Here is a 20,379-nt window from a genome sequence, read left to right on the forward strand (position 1 = left end):
GTAATTACATCTACGGAGCGGGAGAGGATAGGCTGTGCGTTTAGTACATATAAACCTATTGCAGCCTGGCATGAAGCTGGGGAAACGAATTTATAGTGAAGAAGGCCTGGTATTACTTAGTGAGGATGTAGAGCTAACCAGTCGATTGATTGGGCGGCTCAAAGATCTCGGGGTTGGTTACGTGTATATCAAAGATGCTGCGACTGAGGATATCATCGTTCCTGATATGTTGCAGGAAGAGACCAAGAGGAAGGCATTGGTAGAGATCAAGCAGCAATTTCAGAGTATGTCAGGACTAAAAACCAAAAATCAGATTCCTCATTTCGGTAAAGCGCTTAGTGGTGTGATGAATGCCATTCTGGAAGACATCGGCAGTCAGAAGGAAGCCATGATTATGCTGATGGACATGAATTCCAGTGATTTTGACCTGTATAACCATTCTCTGAATGTATGTGTGTACACGTTGGTTCTTGGTGTCGCTTCGGGTTACACACGCCAGCAATTAATGGAGATTGGTCTGGGCGCCTTGTTGCATGATATTGGCAAGACACAGATTGCACCTGAGATCCTGCACAAACCCTCCAGATTGAGTGACGAGGAATTTAAAATCATTCAGCAGCACACTACATATGGACACCGTATTCTCAAAGATGAACCAGGCATACCGCTTCTATCTGCGCATTGTGCATTGCAGCACCATGAACGAATTGATGGTAGCGGATATCCATTTGGGTTGAAAGACAAAGAAATTCACGAATATGCCAAGTGGATTGCGCTTGCTGATTCCTATGATGCCATGACGACGAATCGGGTGTACAAGCAAGCCTTATTGCCGCATCAGGCTGTCGAGGTTCTGTACACTGGTTCAGGGACCCTGTACGAACAACGGATGCTGGAGAAGTTCAGGGATTGTGTAGCCATATACCCAGTAGGTCTTTCAGTTAAGCTCAGTACGGGAGAGGTTGGGGTAGTTGCATCCATTCATTCACGTGTTCCCCAACGTCCGCTGATCCGTGTTCTAAAAGATGCGGACGGGCAGACTTTATCTTCGCCTTATGAAATTAACCTGCTGACAGCTCTGTCTGTGATGATCACAGGTGTAGAGGGTGTGGAGGATACACCATCTGCGGCCCAAAGTGAACAGGTGCAAAGCTGAACAACTAGAAAGATGATTAGCGCTCATGTCGTAATATCGGGGCCGTTTCGTGATTCGGTCCAGAGTTGCCTGAGCGTTTTTTGTCATGTAATGGACAGGGTCTACGTATGCCGGAGCATTCAAAATTGTGCTATGATAAAAGATAACTCCAAAAAGAGAAACACAAGGTATGATGTAAATAAAACTTTTTAGGTTAATAAAAGGAATAAGGTGAAGAACAATGACCATGCTAAACTCAGGATCGGTACAACCGATGCCTTTATCGCCGACCAATGATCCGTGGGATCCGATCGGCTCTCTGCGTACATATGGACGCCATGTGCTGACCAGTGTAGAAATGACTGTGACACATCTGTGTAATATGAGGTGTGAGCATTGTGCTGTGGGAGATATGCTTACGATGCGCGAAGCACCGGCTCTACCGCTTCCTCTGATGCTGAAACGATTGGATGAAGTGGAGCATCTGCAGACGATTAGTCTGACGGGTGGCGAGCCAAGCTTTAGCCAGAAAACAGTGGATGAAATGATCATCCCACTGCTCAAATATGCCAAGGGACGTGGAATTCGTTCCCAGATTAATTCGAATTTGACATTGGATATCAGCCGGTATGAGCAGCTTTTACCGTATCTGGACGTCATGCATATCTCATTCAACTACCTGAATGCTGACGATTTCCATCAAGTCGGATTTGCAAATAGTGGCAGACCTGTAAAACGTGAAGTAGCGGTGAAGATGTATGAGAAAATGATTGAGAATTCCCGCAAACTGAGTGAAGCAGGCATGTTTATCTCTGCGGAGTCAATGATTAACTTCCGTACGCATGACAAGCTGGATGGTATTCATCAATTGATTCGTGAGATGGGCTGCGTTCGCCATGAAGTGCATCCGATGTATAACTCGAACTTTGCTTCGTCGCTGCCCGTGTTATCACTGGATCATATGAGAGCGGCGATTCATCGTTTGCTTGATGTGCGTGACAAGGATATGTGGATGCTCTTCGGGACATTGCCATTCTTCGCATGCAGTGCAGCTGAGCAGGATCGGGAATTGATTAACCGACTGTACAGCGAGCCAAATGTGACGGTACGTAACGATCCGGACGGACGCAACCGTGTGAACGTCAACATGTTTACAGGCAATGTGTATGTGACGGATTTTGCGGATATCCCGGCGTTTGGCAACATTCGTGATCGTAAGCTGGATGAGGTGTTCCATGAGTGGTCAGCGGAACATCCGCTCAATCAGACGGTTAACTGCCATTGTGATATCGCATCCTGTTGCGGGCCAAACCTGCTCGTAGCGGATATGTATTACAAAGGTGTGGATTTCAAATCCAGAAAAGCCATCACACGTTGATATTCCAGGTGTATTCCTGAAATAGATAGAAAAGGGGAGTTTCAACTTGGATATTCATACCGAGTTTCATCTTGGGCAGCTAGTATTTAATCTGGTCTGTGTCTTTTTGCTCGTATTTTTGAATGGCGTATTTGTTGCAGCAGAATTTTCGCTTGTGAAAGTAAGGCAGACACGCTTAACTCAATTACAGAGTGAAGGAAACCGTATGGCTGGTTACGCATTAAAGGTGAATAGTAAACTGGATTCCTATCTATCGGCGACTCAGTTCGGGATTACGCTGACATCGCTCGGACTTGGGTGGCTGGGAGAACCGGCCATTTCGGAATTGCTCGTTGAGCCACTCATGTTTAAACTTGGTGTAGGAGATGCAGGACTTATTTCGACCGTGTCGGTCATTATTGGTTTTTGTATCATTACATTTCTGCATATTGTTCTGGGTGAGCTCGCCCCTAAATCACTTGCGATTCAAAAAACAGACGGTGTGGCATTGTTCTTATCTGCACCTTTGCTGTTGTTCTACAAAATTTTCTTTCCGTTCATCTGGGTACTGAATGTATCGGCCAATGCATTGCTGCGTCTGGCAGGTATCGAACCTGCCAGTGAAGGAGAAGCACACTCAGAAGATGAGCTTCGTATACTGATGAAGCAGAGTGCCAAAAGTGGGGTCATTGATAAGGATGAGATCAAACTGATGGATAACATCTTTGACTTCTCCGATATGCTGGCACGTGAAGTCATGCTGCCTCGTACGGATATGGATTGTTTGTATACCCACATGTCTTTGGAGGAAAATCTGGAGATTATTAATGCAACCAAACATTCCCGGTATCCTGTGGCAGTAGAAGACAAGGATGAGATTATAGGGTTTATCCATATCACAGACCTGCTGCTGGCTGACCCGGAGCAGCAACGTGATCTGGCTTCGCTTGTCCGTCCCATCTTGAACGTTCCCGAATCCATGGAGATTAGCCAGGTATTGCGGATGATGCAGAAGAAACATTCTCAGATGACCCTGGTCGTGGATGAGTATGGGGGCACAGCTGGATTGCTGACCGCGGAAGAGATTCTGGAAGAGATCGTTGGAGACTTGTATGACGAGTTTGAGGATGAGCGTCCGCATATGGAACGCACCGGCGATTCATTCTCCATTGATGGTCGATCCCTTATTGAAGAAGTTCATAAGTGGACTGGGGCCATCATTGAGGATGAGGAAGTAGATACGATTGGTGGATGGCTGTTTAAAGAGCTCGGAGGCAGTCCGGCCAAGGGGAAAATGCAGGAGCTTAATGGGTACGTTTTTGAAGTGGAAGAAGCCTCTCGCTTACGAATCACCCGGGTTCGAGTGTATAAGCAATCTGTCCCACAAGACATGAATACGGAAGAAGATCAGTCAACACACTAAATTGACCTCTGAAGGAACGCCTTATGGTGGACTTTCAGAGGTTTTTTTGATGTGTCAGTTAAAAGGGGATTAACTTGCCGACCTGAAACATATGGATATAGAGACGGAAGCAATTGTTTTAAAGGTACGTTGAGTGCATATAAACATGCAGAAAGGAGAGTTATTCTGTGAAAGATCCACAGCTTCGAGCCTATGTCCCATTTGTGGGACCGTTTGATCCTTGTCCACCCGTAAAGATTCGAACGTATCTGGTTCCTCCGCAATTATTCATTCCATTTCAACCTATGGGCTGGCCTCAGTACAGCCCGGCAGAAGCCTTAAGAATCGGAACGTTGTGGCCTGCATTATACAGCCCTTATACACCAGCGAGATCGAAAGGGAGGAAGGTGGAGTCGGATGGAGCCTGAAGTACCCAAAGCCTGTGATGCAAGGTACTACGAGCTGTTAGAGGAGCTCCAGGCACTGGACTTTGTATTAGTTGAGCTGAATCTGTATCTGGACACCCATCCGGGTGATTTTCAGAGTATTGAACAGTACAACAAATTCAGTCAGGAGCGCATGAGAGTTGCACATGAATTTCAACAATTGTATGGACCGCTGATGAACTTTGGTCATGCATTCTCCAAATATCCTTGGGAGTGGTCTCAGACACCGTGGCCATGGCAGGTGTGAAATAATCCCCTCGGGTTTCCGTGCAAAGTTGTAAAGCCGGGGACTCGGGGAACATGCCAGCAATTTCGATTTTATTCAAAAAGGAGGGCTCTGCATGTGGGTGTATGAGAAAAAATTGCAGTATCCTGTTCGGGTTAGCAAATGTGATCCTCATATGGCAAAATTGCTGGCTGAACAATATGGAGGAGCGGACGGTGAGCTGGCAGCAGCTCTGCGGTACTTGAACCAGCGGTATACCATTCCGGACAAAATAATCGGGCTGCTGAACGACATAGGCACAGAGGAATTTGCTCACCTTGAGATGATTGCCACCATGATCTACAAGTTAACAAAGGACGCGTCAGTGGAGCAACTGGAAGAAGCGGGACTTGCACCTAATTATGCTCAGCGTGATTCTGCTTTATTTTACACGAATTCCTCAGGTGTACCTTTTACTGCAGCATACATTGCTTCGAAGGGAGATCCGATCGCGGATTTGTATGAGGATATTGCAGCAGAAGAGAAAGCCCGGGCTACATATCAATGGTTAATCGATCTGACCGATGACGTAGATCTACAGGATAGTCTGAAGTTTCTGCGGGAACGGGAGATCGTGCATTCGTTAAGGTTCCGGGAAGCCGTGGAGATTTTGAAAGACGATCGGGACACAAAGAAAATTTTCTGAATATTTAATATCGAGGCAGAAGTCTGGCAGTCCAGTAGGGCTGCTTTTTTGTATGAAAAGATAATAAAATTAAATAAATAATTTTTAAGGTTAAATTACATATAATAATATAATTTACAAATATTGTTGTAAAATACAATCGCATATTATACAATGAAATTGTAGTTAAAAATTCTATTAAGGAGATGATCATTTTGAGACTTACTAAAGTTCTTATGTTGACTGCATGTTCCTTTATTTTGACCACTTCCATTTCAAGTGGAGGCGTGTCTGCGGCAAATGTTCAACCGATTACCAGTACAAGTGTATCAGACGTAGTATCTCCTATGCTTGAAAGTAAAACTTTTTCTGTAGTGCATTATTATCCTGTAGGTTTTGGAGTACCAAAATATCTTACGGACTATAAAACGCCAGACGGTTATGTAGGCACCTTGGTGTTGGTTAGTTATCATACGGTGGATGGAATTGTTGCTGCAAGATTCGAAGGGACCGTTTACAGATAATCAGAAATGGTAGATTAAACATAGTTCACAGGTTCTTATAACAACGCTTTTATAAAATTTTAAAAGTAGCAGTTCTCAAGATTGAATAATCTTGGAACTGCTACTTTCATTTAGAGCATCTTTTTCAGTTTAATAGATACTACAGTTGTATGCTGACGGTTTCTTCACCAGGGCTTACATAATTGACACTTACTTTATCGGATGGCACAGAGTGATATCCTCCGGTTTGTCCACTGCCCCAACTGCTATATATCAGATTGCTACCAGAATAGTAGCCTACAGTGATATCATGCCAGCGCACATTTTTAATCGATGAACCTGTGTTCATGTTCTCGGGTTTTTGACCGATAGTGGTCATTCGTTTTACTCTCATCCCTATACCGCTTTTATCCCAGCCACTTACCCCGCTTCTTACAATCGTTGTTGTCAATTGTTCGCCAGTCGTTGTGATTCCTGATACTGCCAACGTACATTCATTGGGATTGGTCACATAAAATTTCATATAAATGTCTTGATTTGAACGATAGCGAGTAGTACTGGGAACCATCGCTCCATTTGCTAGCGTCGTGGGGGACCAATTATCAAAGGCTGTGCTGTATTGTAAACCTGCATCGATCCCATTTCCGTTAGATCCCCAACCTCCCAGATATACATAAGGAACATCCGTTGAAACATTTCCTTTTACGTATGGGGCACCTGGGATGGTAACATAAGTACTTAACCAGTTGTATCCATTATTTGAGAAAACTCTTCGATAAGGACCGGAACCTCCGCTTGGATTAGGTACTTCGGCAGCGGGCGAAATTTGGGTATCATCTTTAATAGCAGATGCTGAAAAATCATTCGTGGACACTCCGGGACCAACAAGTTCTTTTCCGGATGCACTTTGATAGACATTGTTCTCAACCAGATCATATACTTCTGTCGTTTCTTTGAGTTCCATCTTGTTAGAGTAAATAGCACCATCTTCTGCGACATAGATGACATTTTCTCGATCTTCTTCGTCGAGCCGGGCCATCACGTCAGCAATCACTTCTCGCTCATTTCCTGTGATTGCTGAATCGATGTTGACTTCGATCCTTTTTTTAAGCTCGTTGTTCATGGTGATCGTGTCCATATTACCATCTGCGAATACAAGATTGAATGGAGTTAATAACAAAGCTAAGGATAATAATGAAGTTAGCGATTTTCTTAACTTCAAACTCAAAACTCCCTCTCTCAAATGGAATGTGTGTAGAATAATTACCAATGAATTTTGACTATGTTTAATGCAGCAACTCAGGATAATGGTAGATATAGATCGTGCTTGAACATAAACATCTCCTTTTATGGATTTTAATTACTTCTATATGATAGTTTTTATGTAATAATATGTAAGTGACTATTTTCACAGTAAAAGGTAATAAATCTCAAATGAACGTTATAGGTAAGAAAATGGAGAAACAAAAAAACCATCTCTAGTAGTGGTACCAGAGATGGTTTTATTAAATTTTGAAGTGTATACCTAGTATTCAACCACCATGGCAACATTTTGCCACCCGGCTCCAACGGTCCAGAACAACACTTTGTCACCACGCTGAATCTGCCCGGTTGTAACCGCTCGATGCAATGCAATGAACGGACTGCTGGTTGATGTATATCCGAACTCATCTCCGATATAGACAGCAATATCATCACCGATGCCAACGTTCTCGGATACAGCGCGAATGTTGCTAATGGATAGCTGGGAGAAGCAGGCGGCTCTGATCTCGTCAGGTCCAATCTCGTTGCGTGCCAGCAAGGTACGAATGGACTCTGAAGCGGCATCCACACAGATGGAATCATCAAAAGGGATAAATTTCACATGAAAGGCACCCGCATCTACACCTGTTTTGCCCAGCTTCGCCAAGCCCTCTGCAGGAAAAAGAGAATTGCCATACACACAGGTATCCGTCTGATAGATGGAATCAATGAAACCGACAGCATGTTCATCCCGCTCTATAATTACCGCTGCTGCTGCATCACCGAAATTGGCAAAGTACACGGGATCATCGGGACTGGCGTGAGGAGCTACGTAATCCGAGCCAATGATTAAAGCCCGGCGAATCCGAGGATTGCCCAGCATCTGCCGGCTAACCTGTTCGAAAGCAGCAGTCATGCCTGCACAGTTCGCGTTACTGTCGATACAGATCGTGTGAGAAGCTCCGTTAATCAGGCGATGAATCATCAGGGAATTCGTAGGAAAGATGTATTCTGGCGTTTGGCTTGCATAAGCAATCAGATCAATATCTGCACCGGTTAGTCCGGTTTTTTCCAGTAGATTACTGGCTGCCTCGAAGGCCATGCTTAGCGAATTTTCGTCATCGTTGTCAATTTTATAACGTGTATCACGACCAAGTGCCTTTAACAATCCACGAATATCTACACCTCTTGCATCAAAATGTTCAATATAAAAGTCATTGTGCACCTTGGTTGTTGGGTGATAGATATCGATATCTACAATACGAATTCCGGCCATCTTCATTCTCCTCTTGAGCGGAAGGGTGAATTCACAGCTTGTCCGCCTGGTTTATTAAGTGGTAACGGTAGATATGATTTCGAGATTGTCCAGGCCAACAGACCGACCAAGTCGGGACAATTGCATTTTTAGAATCGCGTTGTTCTCGAGGGTCAACACGACTTTTTTATATCCATCTTTTTTGAACATTTGAAGGCAGCCTTCCAAAAGAGGAACAATCTCCGGAGCAGTAACATTCAACTTTTTGCAATCGATGTTCAGGTCGAACTCCTTGGTGTTAATAGGAGCGATCGTATCCTGATAGGCCGAGATGGAACGCAAACCGTCTTCTTGAGAGAAAGAACCCTCCAGTTCAATGTTTAACACCTTGTTCGGAACGTCAGTCTTAAGAATGAAATTTCCCATGCTTGATCTCTCTCCTTTAAATGAGTTAAGGCTATCCTGCCAATGGATATACAGCTCCAATTGGACCCTGCTGAAAGCTTCTAAGATGAGAGCTGATTTGAAGGATAATTTAACCATATTATAAAGGTAGGAATGTAAAAAGATCAATAAAAAAGTCGAATCATGTATAAAAATGTAGAAAAGTGAATTACTGTATTTCGTCCAAGGTAGCAAGCAAAATATTAAATGCGCTAATAATGCGCGGGGCCCCCACACATGGTGCCAGATGTAGCAATATTCCTTTGATCTGATCTACCGTCATTCCCACACTAAGAGCCATCGTGTAGTGTACTCCCAATTGCTCATACTGCCCTTGGGTAATCAATGAAGAGATAATAGCAACTTCCTTCCATTGATCCGTAATCGTGGTGCGCTGAAAAATATCTCCGTATGCCGTCCCCATAATAAATTCAGACAACTCGGGAAAATGTTCTTTGATGGGGGCAAGGGCTTTTGCACCGTACTCCCCAGAAAGTTTAGCAAAACGGTCGAGTCCCTGAGCCACATGTTCACTCATGATATGCTCCTCCTAATTCAAAGTTACGGTGCGGTGAGCCGTGGGTGGAATTTCATCCCGATCGGTCAAAAGTTCTATAACAGTTACACGATTCAACGTCTGGGCTGTGTTTAATGCAGATGAGAACTCAGCAAGGGTCTCTGCTCGAAACGCAACCGCACCTAGAGATTCGGCAAATTTGGCTGCATCCATAGGAACTTCATATACTGTGCCATCAATTCTGCCCGTTGTTTTTTCCATTCCTTTGAGTGCCATGTCCAGTTGTTTGTTATTAACAACAATGAAAATGACATTCAGATTGTTGCATACCGCGGTATTGATCTCCGTCCCCAGCATCATGAAACATCCATCTCCGGTGATACATACGATAGTCTCTTCAGGGGAGGCGGCCTTTGCGCCTATCGCCATACCAATGGCGTTACCCATGCATGCAAAGTATGCGTCAAACACAAAGCTGCCTGGTTTCTTGACTTTATATCGCTGGACCGCATGAAATCCATGGCTGCCATCATCGACAAACAGTGTATGATCGTACGGCAGCAGATCGCTCATCCCGTCCAGCACAGAAGCCAGAGACAGTTGGGGGAGGTCTGGTAAAGGGATAGTGTAATCCATGGGTGGCGTAGTTCTCACAGGAGTAGGGAGGTCTTCTAGTGTACCCAGTAAATATTGCAGATTGTCCTTCAAATCACCGGTGATATGTAAGGTTTGAGCGCTCAGAATCTTGCCTACAAATGTAGGATCAGCGTCAAATTGTAAGAGGTGTGCCGGGTGGTTATCAGGCTTCAGATTGCAGATGGTCATGTCACTCAGACGTGAACCAAGTACGATATAAAGGTCACTTTGGTTCAGCATGTCGTCTGCATGTGGGAAACCACCGACACCACAAGGTCCATGGTACAGGGGATGGTCCCACGCAATCGCTCCTTTTCCACCAGGAGTAGTAATAACGGGAATGTTGAACGATTCTGCCAGATGAAGCAATTCATCATGGGCTCTGGCGCGATTTACACCTTTACCAGCAATAATTAAGGGACGGTCAGATTGTTGAATGAGAGGAAGAATACGATTCAGATTAGATACACTAAGCAGAGGTTCCGGTTCGGGAATGACAATCCGGCATTGAGGTAACAGCTCGGTCTGTACGTCAAAAGGAAGGCAGAGATGAACAGGGCCTTTATTAGGGCCGAGTGCAATGGAAAGGGCATGATTCAGCAGTGTGCCGAAGTGATCACCACGCTCAACCAGTTTGCTGAAAAGTGTAGCAGGTTTGAACATCTCGGCCAGATCAGCTAAATAGGAAGAGGAGTCCTGACACTGGGGGAGTCCCAGTTCCTGAATGGATTGATGACCCGTAATAAACAGTACGGGCAAATTGTTGGCCTTTGCATGGGCTGCAGCAGTAATCAGATTGGTTCCGCCTGGACCGGATGTGGCAAAGGCAACCCCGAGTTTACCCGTCTGTAATGCATAACCGGATGCGGCAAAACCTGAGCTGGATTCATGACGGCCTGGAATGAATTCTAATCCGTAATCCACCATCTTCAGGACAGCAGGACAGATGGACTTACCAATAATACCAAAGACATGAGTAACGCCTAGATTACGCAGAGTTTCTGCCAAATAGTCCGCAACTGTTCTCACGCGGGACACCTCGCTTCATGAAATAGGTTAATAGAACCATACGCATATTCCATTTGTTGAATGCAAGTCAATGTCTAAGGTTGTAAGAGGAAATATTCATTGTTATTAGGAAGAGTATCTTTTTTTGTGGTTTTTTGTCAACTTGTTTTTATGAGTCTAAATTCCTGATTCTTAAGTTGGTAACGCTTTAAGTGTTGCTGGATAAAGTAAAATTAACTGGTTATATATCCCTGCAACGAATTACCCAATCTATGTATAGTTACAAATAATGTAAAAAGGTGACTAACCATGATGAATTTCAGGTACAACCAGCGACTTGTAAGCTAGCGTTTTATTTCTTTTTCGTATCAACGCATCGCATTCGCAATTCTTTGCTTTCTGCTATACTGGAAAGGAATTTGGAGGGGATAAAATGGCAGTCATCAAGATGGCTCTGATTGGTCTGGGTAAAATGGGATTACATATGGTTCATCTAATCGAGAATACGAAGATGGATACCACGATTGAAATTGTTGCGGTATGTGATGCGAATGAGGAAGGTCTGGCGTCTTTTGCAGCTTCTCATCCCGAGGTTCGAACGTATACGGATTACAAGCAATTGATAAATGAACATCAGATTGACCTGTTGTATATTGCAGTTCCACCGAAATTTCATTATCCGGTTGTCATGGAAGCACTGGAGCGAAAAATTCATGTGTTCTGTGAGAAACCGCTTGCCAATAGTGTGGAAGAAGCCAAAGTGATGTTAGATGCAGCGGAGCAGGCGGGCGTTATTCATGCCATCCATTTCTCAATGCCGCATGAACCTTCCGTGCTGAAGTTGCAAGAGATGATCGAGCAGCGTACGGTAGGGGCGATTCGCAAAATAGATCTCATTCTGCAATTCCCGCAGTGGCCACGATCATGGCAACAGAATGCATGGATTACGAGCCGGGAACAGGGTGGATTTATTCTTGAAGTGGGGATTCACTGGATTCATATGATTCAAAAGGTGTTCGGAGCCATCCGGGTAGTGAGTACTCAGGTTCAATATCCTGAGAATGGAGAATGTGAACTTGAAGTGCAGGCTGCACTGGAACTGGAAGACGGGACTCGAATTCAGCTAAACGGCATGTCTCAATTTGCGGGAGAAGAACGAGTATCCATGGTGGTGTATGGTACGAAGGGCACGATTGCCTTGGAAAATTGGGAAGATTTGAAGACGGGCATAGTGGGCCAGCCACTTTCTCCAGTGGAAGTGCTTGAATCCGCGAGTGAATTGCCTGTACTTAAACATGTCATTGCCCGTATACAAGGACAACCAGCCAAGATATATGATTTTAACGATGGGTATCAGGCGCAGTTGGTACTTGAGGCGTTACGGAACACGGAAATAAAGTGACAAAATTTAATATTATTTGGAATTAAGTCTAATTCAAATGTTTAATTTTTCTTCGTTTGTGGTAATCAAGATATACTACAAAGGAGGTATATTATGGTAAAAGGTAAAAAACTAATAATATCTTTATGTTTATTTTTATGTGCCCCCACTCAGATTTTTGCAGATCAAGACAATCGGAGTGAAAAGGAAAAACATATTGTGCAAAGTTACGGGATTTCAACTGAATTTGCTAGTGATTTAACTGACAATGATTTGGAAAAACTTCTGGCAAAGGAACCAAGAATGAAATCTAATAAAGACGAATATTTTAAACTAGTACACCTGATAAATGAAGATAATCAAATGATGAGGTCTTTTAGCGAGGACAATACTAATACAGTAGTCACCAAAGTGACTAGAGAAGAAGCTTTAAATGAAATAGCTAAAGAAATGCAAAATGAAATTTCAATACAGAGTGTTGGGGACAGTAAAACTACAACAACATCGTGGCTAAGACTTGAAACAAATATGACTTATTACAATACTAATGGTCAGGTTTCGGTTAGATTCCAATGGCTTAAAAATGCTTATTACAATAAAGAGGATATTTTGGCCATTGGCCTTAGTAACAATGTAGCACCTCTAAATAATACAGCTAGTTTCGTTCATAAAACCGATACTTATAATCCACTGAATATGGATTGGCGTGAGTATACAGAGAATAATGCAACATTACGTTACCATCCTGGCGGCGTCACTGCTCAGTTTAATTTGTTTTCACCTGCAATGAATTACAGGGATGAAAGAGGGTATCTTAGTTTTACTGTAAAACCTAGGGAAAGTGGTAAATGGACCTTAAACTCATTTTATGATACTTTAGGATACTATAGGCACCAAGAGAAAGTTTTCTCAATTTCGCCTAGTGTCTCTATTCCAATAGGAGGTTCTTTGTCTTTAAATCAACAAGATAAGTTTTCAGAAGTGGATAGTTTCGCTCAACTACAATATAAATAATATACTTTCAAGGGAGTGAAGCAGATGGGGGCAAAAAAATGGCCTTTCTATATCATCATCCTACTCATTCTCTCAAATTTGGCTGTAGCCTATATGCTCTGGAATTCGAACACTCAGTATGATCGACTTCAGGACAAAATGAATCAATCTTTCACAACGTATGCGGAGAATATTCAGGATCAATTGCGAAAAAATGCTGAACGGGGTTTGGAGGAGGAGATCTACCAGTATCAAGCGGCAGCTTCCAAATTAAATGCAGTAGCTACAGGAACAACTTATTACCATGAGCAGCCATTAATAAGTAATGTTTCTATGAATCTTGAACGATTTTTTAGAGATTACCCACGCTACCAACATAAGTTGACTGTGTCAGAGGTAGAAACTTTACAGGCATTGTTGGCGGAGTGGATTACGAAGCCGGCAGATACAGGCACGAATAACAAGCTTAATGATTTTCTTGTTCTGCAAAAATAAAAAATAACCAGTAGTCTCGTACAAATACACCCTTAGAGTTGAGTAACGTTCACTCTGAGGGTGTTTCTATGTACATCTGAGATAGAATGGAAAAGATGATTTCTGTAAATACAGAAATCATCTTTTCTTTCGACTTAACCTTACTAGAAGAGCTTACGCAAGCTTGAATCGCTTAACCAGCTGATCAAGTGCATCAGACATTTCATTCAACTGCTTGGACGTGTCAGACATCTCCTGCAGAGAAGCAAGTTGTTCCTCCGTCATTGCAGATACTTCTTCCGTGGCTGAAGCCGTGTCTTCCACAACGGCCGATACTTCATTAATGGACTTCATTACGTCCTCACTTCCGGAAGTTAACTCCTCGACAACCGCAGATACCTCCAGAACTTCACCACTGAGGTTATGAATATGCTGAGTAATCGTTGAAAAGGCATTACCTGCATCCTCAATGGTTCGCAACCCTTCATTCACATGTAGAGTACTCTCATCAACGACCTGAGCCGTACTTTGAACACCTGCTACCACGGTTTCCAATATACTTGTAATCTCTTTCGCGGATGTTGCACTTTGATCTGCAAGATTACGGATTTCCGAGGCAACGACAGCGAAGCCACGTCCATTCTCCCCAGCACGGGCTGCTTCAATTCCGGCGTTAAGTGCAAGCAGATTCGTTTGTCTCGCAATACCCGACATGGAGTCTGCAATGTTGATCACCTGATCAGACATCATCGAAATTTCATTAATGGCTTCCTGTACAGAGAGGAAGGATTGTTCAATGGAACTCATTTTGCCTACTGCATTATCAATGCGCTGTTGCCCATCCATGGCAATGGATTCGGTACGCACAGCACGTTCTGCAACGTCACTTGCCGAGGAGGCGACACGATTAAGCCCGGTGAGGGATTGCTGCATCGCGGCTACCATGGTTTGCGTAAGAGCAACCTGTTCATCAGCCCCTTCCGCGACACGTTCCATCGCAGTGGCAACCTCTTTTCCAGCAAGATGGCTATCGGCAACCCCTTTATCCAATCGATCCGAAGCTGTACTCAGAATCATGGCATTGCTCTGAACATCCAACATCATTTGCTGCAAACCAGCGAGCATTGTATTAGCTGCCTCTGCAAGTTCACGAGTTTCGTCTTTCATTGGCGTAGCGATTCTCAGTGTGAGGTCACCATTGGAAGAACCGATGTCATTCAATGCCTGCTTCACCGTACGGATGTTCTTAACAATGGCGCGTGAGAGGACCAATGCAGTGATGAACGAGATGATGGCCACAATGACAAGTGCCCCATATAGTTCCAGGTTCAGGAGTGCATTTTTTTGCTTCAGCGCTTCTGTACGGTTTTCGGTTAACGTATGTTCATTGGTTCGAAACGTATCGAGGGCAGTGCGAATCTGGTCCATGTCTCTTTTACCTGGATCATCTGCGAAGAAATCTCGAATGGCTTGCGTATTATTGGCTTGGCGAAGGGCAATCACGGGTTCTCCAGCGACTTGGACCCAGTTCTCCATATTGGTATGTATGTCTTCCAAAAGTGCAAGTTGATCCGGATTGTCCGAAATCAAAGCAGCAAGTTCGTCTCGGAGTGTAATGAGCTCACCTTTTCCTTGCACGTAGGGATCGAGGTAATTGTCCTGCCCGGTGATGATGTAACCACGTTGACCTGTTTCCATATCCACCATGTTTCTTTCGAGCTCATAGGTCAGGGCGTGTACTCTCATATCGTGATCGACCAGAAAATCCAGTTCCCGTTGAAGCTGACTTGTGCTGTTCTGAATCAGCAGGATGCAACCAGCCAGTACAGCAAGCACGAGTAAATATCCTAATCCAATCTTATAAAAAATCTTGAAGGTCTTACGCTTTTTCATGTTTGTTATTCCTCTCTATGGGGTATATGTAGTTGTCGAAAAAACTGGAAATGTGATGATTATGGGTCTTTAGATTAGGTGTCTAAAGCACTATTTTTTAGTATTATACGTAAAGAAAGTTCTTTTGTATATAGTTTGTTTAACTGTAATATAAGGTTTGGTTATTTGTGTATAAGGTTTGAGGGTGACGATGTTTTACAATCGTTGGTTTACACGTGCAAACGTTATGTTTATCATGGGAAGGGAACGATTCCAATTACATATACATATCCCAATCCGAAAGGAACATTGGACATGACTAAAGAGAAGGTATTGCTCAAACCGGAAGCGATGATTTTTGACATGGATGGTACGCTATTCCAGACGGAGACCCTGTTGTTGCCGGCTTACCAGCAACTATTTGATACATTGCGTGCCGAAGGGCATTTTGAAGGAGAAACTCCACCAGAGGAACGCATGCTGGGAAGCTTGGGCATGTTGCTCGAAGATATATGGAAAGTGGTTATGCCTGAGGCATCGGAAGCGGCACATCGCCGTGCAGACGAACTGCTGCTCCAACTGGAAATTGAGGGGCTTGATCAAGGAAGTTCCCAATTGTATCCGGGTGTAAAAGAAACGCTGCAAGCACTGAAACAACAAGGAGTACGTCTTTTTGTCGCAAGTAATGGGCTAGAGGACTATGTGAAGGGTGTGGCATTTGCACACGAGATTATGCCTTTATTTGAAGGGGTATATAGTGCTGGCCAGTACAAGACTCCCTCCAAAATTAATCTGGTGCAGATCCTGCTTGAGAAACATCGTATTCAGGACGCCTGGATGGTAGGGGATCGTTCTTCTGATGTGGAGGCTGGTAAAATGAACGGTCAGGCGGTCATCGGTTGTGCCTACGCCGGTTTCGGCCGTGATGAGGAGCTTGCGGGCTCAGATGTTCTCATCTCTGATTTTACAGAATTGTTGCGCCTGTATGATGAAGCAGAATAAGCTAATCCTCAATTGAAAATGTCAGTCATCATATGAGAGCGCCCAACCCGAGCTGAATTACGGGTTGGGCGCTCTTGTATTTTTGCTACGGATCATCTCTTTTTGCGTGCTTTCTTCAATGCAGATGGTCTGTTGCTTGCAAGCCGGGTGGTTCTTATCGGTTTGGCTGGGCGACTGGGCTGATTGCGATACACCCACAAGGCGTACTCCAGCGGTTGAGTGATGGCTTTATAATAGATATCCCGCTCACCGATTCGAGCGAATACTTCACGTGCCGGTTTGGGATTCACTTCAAGCAAGTAGATGCGTCCACTCCTGTCGATCGCCAAATCCAATGCCAACTCACAGAGGTCCCCATACGTATCTTCCAGAAATGAAGCAACTTCAATGCCAAACTTCTCTGCAGTTGTGTTAATCTCTGCTCGGAGGTCGTCATCATCGATCCATTGCTTCATGAGTCGGTTCATCGCGATTGCCTGACCGCCGCCATGCAGATTGGAGGTTACACTTTTTTCTGCACCCATGCGTCCGGCACATCCCGTAAGCTCCCATTGCCCTTCACCGTTCTTCTGAACGAGCATGCGGTAATCATGCACACGTCCATTCGGAAGCTGAAGCTGAATGCCTTTTTGTACAAGATACTTGTCTTTCATATTCCAGTGCTGGAGCAACGAGCCTAATCGTGATAAATGAACTTTACGTGGAGTGATGATACGACGTTTCTGATCCCGCCCCTGAACAAGCACTGTATTGGCCTCGCTACTGCCGCGTTCAATGCGCAGAATACCACGTCCGCCTGTTCCATTAATAGGTTTGAGGTAGACCAGAGAAGAAACTTTGAGCATCCGATTTACATCGGACATATCCTGAAATAGAGCGGTTTCCGGCAGGTGCTCTCGAAAGTTGGACTTTTGCAACAGGGTCTGGTGGATGGTCCATTTATTGCGTAGAGGTCTGTTGAGAAAGAGCAGATGGCCATACTTTTCGCGAAAAGCAAGCAGTTGCTGAAACCTGCGGTTACGCTGTATCCGGCATCGATCGAAGATCAGGTCCGGGAATGATCGCCATTCCCTGGACCAGCCTTTTCCCTCATGATAAACCATGGCTTCAATTTGTTTGCCGCCAGGGTGCACGTCGGCTGGTGTGAACACATAGATATCGAGTCCCCGCTTGCGCCCTTCAAGAATCATTCTGCGATAGATGCTTCGTTCTTCAAGAGCGCGATGTTCATTTAAGTACAACGTCATAATGCCCAGAACAGGTGAGGACACAAGCAATCACCTTCTTTTTGCAGTATTCCTGTCGATCATCGTGTGGACTGACGGGCAAGATAAGCGCTGTAGTGAAATATACGTTCCAATGACCTCCGTCTGATCTGTGGTTCATCGAACTTCATGGGTTTGGCATTGGCTTCAAAGAACCAGAGTTCCCCCAGGTCATCAATGCCCAGATCCATGGACATTTCTCCGAGTGTGTAACCCGATCCCCGTTCTACCTGCCTTGCGATCATTAATGAAGTGGATTTCACACGTTTCATCAGGGTTGTTGTCAGTTCTTCCCCAAAAAGCTCGGTCAGCAGCTTCTCAGGGTCTTCTACGGTCCCGCCGCGTGGCACATGCGTTGTAATACTGCGGGAGCCAGCAAGTCTCGCACCTACACCGGTCACACTCCACTGCCCCTTGCTGTTCTTTTGTACCAGAACACGCAGATCGAAGGGGCGTTTACGAGAGGAGGCCAGTTCTATGCCTTGTTGCATGATATAAGGCGTATGTCCGGTTTCTTTGCGAATCCGTGCCCACAACTTGGCGAGTGTAGCTGCTTTATAGGTCATGCTTTTACGTGTGGTTTGTATTTTGAGTCGATAGGGAAGCCGTTCTTTTTCCTGAAATTTAAGCATCATAATCCCTTTGCCCGCTTTGCCGCTCTCAGGCTTAAGGTACAGATAGGGATAGCTCCGTAGAACGGCACCCAGAGAAGAAGCACTTCGCATCCGACGGGTATAAGGGATCAGTTGCTGAGTTGATTTGGACTTCTTAAGCCATTCGAACAGATCCCATTTGTTGAAAAAGAACGGGTTATACAGTTCGATTCCTGATTGCATGCATTCGTCAATTTTGCGCTGAACGGAAGGTTTTCCTTCGTCTTCCCGGTTGGGAATACGATTGTACAGAACATGGGGAAGGGGGAAGGGTTGTGACACCCACTTTCCGCTTCCCTTGTTGTACGTATATCCTTTCACGGTGGGACCACCCACGTTCAGATCCCGCACAGTCACAATGTACACCACGTATCCCATGCTCTCGCCTGTCTGCAGGATATCCTGAAAATTTTGATGGTTCCCCCTGAACATACGCTGATTATCATGCATGGTCAAAACAGCAATGACAGGTTTGAAATCATCATGAAGGCTCATCAAATTTCTTCCTTCTTCCGGAACTTGCTCAAATACAGGCAGTGTTCCAGAATGTGCTCCACCGATGATTTTCCCTCCACTCGGAGTGAAGGGTGACGGAAAATGGAGCGCCCGGGTTTGGCGTTCGCTTCGAACATCCATACATGTTCCTCCTGATCAATGCCCAGATCAAAGCCAATCTCACCAATCAGATGCTGGTGCTGGGTTTCAATCGCCTGGGCCAGTGTAATAGCGACGGATTTGGCATGCTGAAGAACTTCTCCCGCACGATCGCCGAAGTTGCGACTGAGCGCCTGCTCAGGAGTCATTAGGGAGCCGCCATTCTTGATGTGTGTTGTAACACTGCCACGTCCTGCCTTTTTGGCTCCAATCCCGACAACGACCCATTGATTGTTACCGTTTTTGTGCATGTGAAAACGGAAATCAATTGGACATTCATCAATCTCAATTAGACGTATTCCCTGCTGAACAACATATCCGCGAAGCTGTTTACCATGTCTTCCCTGAAGCATGCGCATCAGGCTGTTGAAGGACCCAAACCGAAGGAGTGCATTACCGCCTTTTTTGCGATAACGAGCGAAGTAACCACGTTTGGGCGAATAAGTCAGGCGATAGATCCCGTTCCCCAGACTTCCCGCGGTGGGCTTATAATAGACGAACTGATGGCGTTCCAACATTTCCTTCATCTGTTCAACGGACGGATTCGTAATGGATTCGGGAATATAACGACCTGCCACCGGTTCATTCTCGAGCAATGTATAGATATCCGACTTGTTGAAAAAGCTCCAGTTGAAGAACGGGATTTTCCGACGAACAAATCGTTCTCGTAGTTGGTTAATGGCAGGTGAAAAATCGGAACGACGGCTTGGTAACCGATTGTAGACAACATCGGGCAGAGGTACCGTTTTACGGGTAAAGCTTCCGTTTTCATTCAGAAAAAAACCGGATACCGTCTCATTCTGCCAATTGATATCCCGGGGAGTAAAGGCATAAATATAGGATTTTCGGCTGCCTTCACGGAGTAATTGTTTGATGAAACCCGTACGGGAACCGAATGGATTAGTGCTCGTCGCAGGCCCATCAGAGAGTACGCCGATCAGCGGACCTAACTGAACCTCATCATTTTGCAAATTCCGGAGATAAATACTGCCCCGTTTGGGAACGTTCATCATATTACGGATACCTGAAGCGAGATACAGATGTTTACCTGCTTTTTTGATTGGTTTGATCGTTGCAGGTACCCGGTCACGCCCGAAGCGAAGGTTCACCGTTTTTTTGCCGGACAGATTGAGGCTCTTCATTAAAGCGTTGGATACATAAACCACTTTATCCGGTTGCTTGGTGAAATGCAGATTGCAAAAGGTCAAACTCATGATTTATCCTCCTATCCTGAAAAGATCCTTGGGCTC

The 20,379-nt window shown here is 44.7% G+C and carries 20 protein-coding genes; 11 read left to right on the forward strand and 9 right to left on the reverse strand.

Annotated features, from left to right (window positions below; translation table 11 throughout):
* Nucleotides 1-34 precede the first annotated feature (34 nt).
* The 7 genes from MKY85_RS09335 (at nucleotide 35) to MKY85_RS09365 (ending at nucleotide 5,754) form a co-directional block, all read left to right on the forward strand.
* A complete protein-coding gene (locus MKY85_RS09335; protein WP_339260103.1) occupies nucleotides 35-1,156 on the forward strand; it encodes an HD-GYP domain-containing protein in 1,122 nt (373 codons plus the stop codon).
* A 220-nt stretch (nucleotides 1,157-1,376) separates the two neighbouring features.
* Nucleotides 1,377-2,513, forward strand: a complete 1,137-nt coding sequence (gene yfkAB / locus MKY85_RS09340; RefSeq protein WP_342572437.1) for a radical SAM/CxCxxxxC motif protein YfkAB — start codon at nucleotides 1,377-1,379, stop codon at nucleotides 2,511-2,513.
* A 46-nt stretch (nucleotides 2,514-2,559) separates the two neighbouring features.
* On the forward strand, nucleotides 2,560-3,915 hold the full coding sequence (locus MKY85_RS09345) for a hemolysin family protein (RefSeq protein ID WP_342572438.1): 1,356 nt from the start codon (nucleotides 2,560-2,562) through the stop codon (nucleotides 3,913-3,915).
* A gap of 167 nt (nucleotides 3,916-4,082) precedes the next feature.
* A complete protein-coding gene (locus tag MKY85_RS09350) occupies nucleotides 4,083-4,322 on the forward strand; it encodes a spore coat associated protein CotJA (RefSeq protein WP_091014608.1) in 240 nt (79 codons plus the stop codon).
* Complete coding sequence (locus MKY85_RS09355; protein ID WP_091014607.1) at nucleotides 4,312-4,587, forward strand: spore coat protein CotJB; 276 nt, start codon at nucleotides 4,312-4,314, stop codon at nucleotides 4,585-4,587. Before MKY85_RS09350 ends, MKY85_RS09355 begins: the two co-directional genes overlap by 11 nt.
* A 94-nt stretch (nucleotides 4,588-4,681) precedes the next feature.
* On the forward strand, nucleotides 4,682-5,251 hold the full coding sequence (locus MKY85_RS09360) for a manganese catalase family protein (protein ID WP_278295975.1): 570 nt from the start codon (nucleotides 4,682-4,684) through the stop codon (nucleotides 5,249-5,251).
* A gap of 194 nt (nucleotides 5,252-5,445) precedes the next feature.
* Entirely contained in the window at nucleotides 5,446-5,754 is a 309-nt protein-coding gene (locus MKY85_RS09365; RefSeq protein ID WP_342572439.1) for a hypothetical protein, read from the forward strand.
* Between the two features lie 139 nt (nucleotides 5,755-5,893).
* Here the strand turns inward: MKY85_RS09365 and MKY85_RS09370 are convergent, their stop codons facing one another.
* The 5 genes from MKY85_RS09370 to MKY85_RS09390 all read right to left on the reverse strand — a co-directional run bounded on the left by MKY85_RS09370 (nucleotide 5,894) and on the right by MKY85_RS09390 (nucleotide 10,856).
* On the reverse strand, nucleotides 5,894-6,955 hold the full coding sequence (locus MKY85_RS09370) for a hypothetical protein (RefSeq protein WP_342572440.1): 1,062 nt from the start codon (nucleotides 6,953-6,955) through the stop codon (nucleotides 5,894-5,896).
* A 303-nt stretch (nucleotides 6,956-7,258) separates the two neighbouring features.
* The gene (locus MKY85_RS09375; protein WP_339240968.1) at nucleotides 7,259-8,251 is read right to left on the reverse strand and encodes a 3-oxoacyl-[acyl-carrier-protein] synthase III C-terminal domain-containing protein; all 993 of its coding nucleotides are present in this window, start codon (nucleotides 8,249-8,251) and stop codon (nucleotides 7,259-7,261) included.
* A 54-nt stretch (nucleotides 8,252-8,305) separates the two neighbouring features.
* Nucleotides 8,306-8,656: a hypothetical protein gene (locus MKY85_RS09380; protein WP_339240969.1), complete on the reverse strand. Its 351-nt coding sequence runs from the start codon at nucleotides 8,654-8,656 to the stop codon at nucleotides 8,306-8,308.
* Nucleotides 8,657-8,843: 187 nt separating this feature from the next.
* Nucleotides 8,844-9,212 (reverse strand): carboxymuconolactone decarboxylase family protein, encoded by a 369-nt coding sequence (locus MKY85_RS09385; RefSeq protein WP_342572441.1) that lies wholly within the window; start codon nucleotides 9,210-9,212, stop codon nucleotides 8,844-8,846.
* A 12-nt stretch (nucleotides 9,213-9,224) separates the two neighbouring features.
* Nucleotides 9,225-10,856 (reverse strand): thiamine pyrophosphate-binding protein, encoded by a 1,632-nt coding sequence (locus tag MKY85_RS09390; RefSeq protein WP_342572442.1) that lies wholly within the window; start codon nucleotides 10,854-10,856, stop codon nucleotides 9,225-9,227.
* A 412-nt stretch (nucleotides 10,857-11,268) separates the two neighbouring features.
* On the opposite strand from MKY85_RS09390, the gene MKY85_RS09395 reads away from it, so the two are divergent.
* The 3 genes from MKY85_RS09395 (at nucleotide 11,269) to MKY85_RS09405 (ending at nucleotide 13,704) form a co-directional block, all read left to right on the forward strand.
* Nucleotides 11,269-12,237 carry a Gfo/Idh/MocA family oxidoreductase gene (locus MKY85_RS09395; protein ID WP_342572443.1) on the forward strand — a complete coding sequence of 323 codons (969 nt, stop codon included), beginning with the start codon at nucleotides 11,269-11,271 and terminating at the stop codon, nucleotides 12,235-12,237.
* Between the two features lie 93 nt (nucleotides 12,238-12,330).
* Nucleotides 12,331-13,230: a hypothetical protein gene (locus tag MKY85_RS09400; protein ID WP_342572444.1), complete on the forward strand. Its 900-nt coding sequence runs from the start codon at nucleotides 12,331-12,333 to the stop codon at nucleotides 13,228-13,230.
* Nucleotides 13,231-13,254: 24 nt separating this feature from the next.
* Nucleotides 13,255-13,704, forward strand: a complete 450-nt coding sequence (locus MKY85_RS09405) for a hypothetical protein (RefSeq protein WP_342572445.1) — start codon at nucleotides 13,255-13,257, stop codon at nucleotides 13,702-13,704.
* Nucleotides 13,705-13,857: 153 nt separating this feature from the next.
* Here the strand turns inward: MKY85_RS09405 and MKY85_RS09410 are convergent, their stop codons facing one another.
* On the reverse strand, nucleotides 13,858-15,576 hold the full coding sequence (locus MKY85_RS09410; RefSeq protein WP_342572446.1) for a methyl-accepting chemotaxis protein: 1,719 nt from the start codon (nucleotides 15,574-15,576) through the stop codon (nucleotides 13,858-13,860).
* A 294-nt stretch (nucleotides 15,577-15,870) separates the two neighbouring features.
* On the opposite strand from MKY85_RS09410, the gene MKY85_RS09415 reads away from it, so the two are divergent.
* Nucleotides 15,871-16,557, forward strand: coding sequence for an HAD hydrolase-like protein (locus tag MKY85_RS09415; protein ID WP_339260119.1), 687 nt, complete (start codon nucleotides 15,871-15,873; stop codon nucleotides 16,555-16,557).
* 92 nt (nucleotides 16,558-16,649) lie between these two features.
* Here MKY85_RS09415 and MKY85_RS09420 read toward each other — a convergent pair whose 3' ends face one another.
* Genes MKY85_RS09420 through MKY85_RS09430 form a run of 3 tightly spaced genes read right to left on the reverse strand, consistent with a single transcriptional unit; the run spans nucleotide 16,650 to nucleotide 20,343 of the window.
* Nucleotides 16,650-17,828 (reverse strand): YheC/YheD family protein, encoded by a 1,179-nt coding sequence (locus tag MKY85_RS09420; RefSeq protein WP_339240980.1) that lies wholly within the window; start codon nucleotides 17,826-17,828, stop codon nucleotides 16,650-16,652.
* A gap of 35 nt (nucleotides 17,829-17,863) precedes the next feature.
* Nucleotides 17,864-18,970, reverse strand: coding sequence for a YheC/YheD family protein (locus MKY85_RS09425; RefSeq protein ID WP_339240982.1), 1,107 nt, complete (start codon nucleotides 18,968-18,970; stop codon nucleotides 17,864-17,866).
* Nucleotides 18,970-20,343, reverse strand: a complete 1,374-nt coding sequence (locus tag MKY85_RS09430) for a YheC/YheD family protein (RefSeq protein WP_339240983.1) — start codon at nucleotides 20,341-20,343, stop codon at nucleotides 18,970-18,972. The genes MKY85_RS09425 and MKY85_RS09430 overlap by 1 nt, the downstream gene beginning before the upstream one ends.
* Nucleotides 20,344-20,379: the final 36 nt, after the last annotated feature.

This window comes from Paenibacillus sp. FSL R5-0749 (assembly GCF_038595085.1).
Lineage (GTDB): Bacteria > Bacillota > Bacilli > Paenibacillales > Paenibacillaceae > Paenibacillus.